The 523-nt window shown below is 76.7% G+C and carries 1 protein-coding gene; it reads left to right on the top strand.

The window, feature by feature from the left end; translation table 11 throughout:
• A partial coding sequence (locus tag JNK74_30215) for a hypothetical protein (GenBank protein ID MBL7650445.1) occupies positions 1-523 on the top strand: 523 nt, incomplete at both ends.

Genomic DNA, 523 nt, shown 5'->3' with positions numbered 1-523 from the left:
GAGCGCGTCGAGCCTGCGCAGCTCGAACGCTTCCTCGAGCGCGGAGAGGCGCTCTGGCGCGAGATCGTCGGGGAACTCGAGCCCGAGCTGCGCAGGCTGGCGGCCGGCCTGGGCGACGAGCAGGTGGAGGAGCTCGCCGCCGCCTTCGTCCGCCGTGGCGAGGAGGCGCGCGCGGAGTTCCTCTCCGGCGACGAGTCCGCGCAGCAGGCCGCCCGCGTCGAGCGCATGGAGGAGCGCCTGCGGCGCTGGTTCGGCCGCATGACGCCGGCCCAGCGCGAGCGCATCGCGGCGTGGAGCCGGGCGCTGCAGCCCACGACCGAGGCCTGGCTGGAGGATCGCGCGCGCTGGCAGGCCGAGCTGCTCGACGCCTTGCGCGTGCGCGCGGACGCCGCCGCCTTCGCCCCCCGCCTGGCGCAGGCGCTGGCGCCGCGCGAGGCGCGCTGGAGCGCGCAGCATCGCGCGGCGGTCGCCCACAACCGCGCACGCACGCTGGAGCTGCTCGCCGAACTGCATGCATTGTCCA

The sequence above is a fragment of the Candidatus Hydrogenedentota bacterium genome, assembly GCA_016791475.1.
GTDB lineage: Bacteria > Hydrogenedentota > Hydrogenedentia > Hydrogenedentales > JAEUWI01 > JAEUWI01.
Note: the sequence above shows the minus strand (reverse complement) of the source record. Positions and strands in the feature narration are given on the sequence as shown.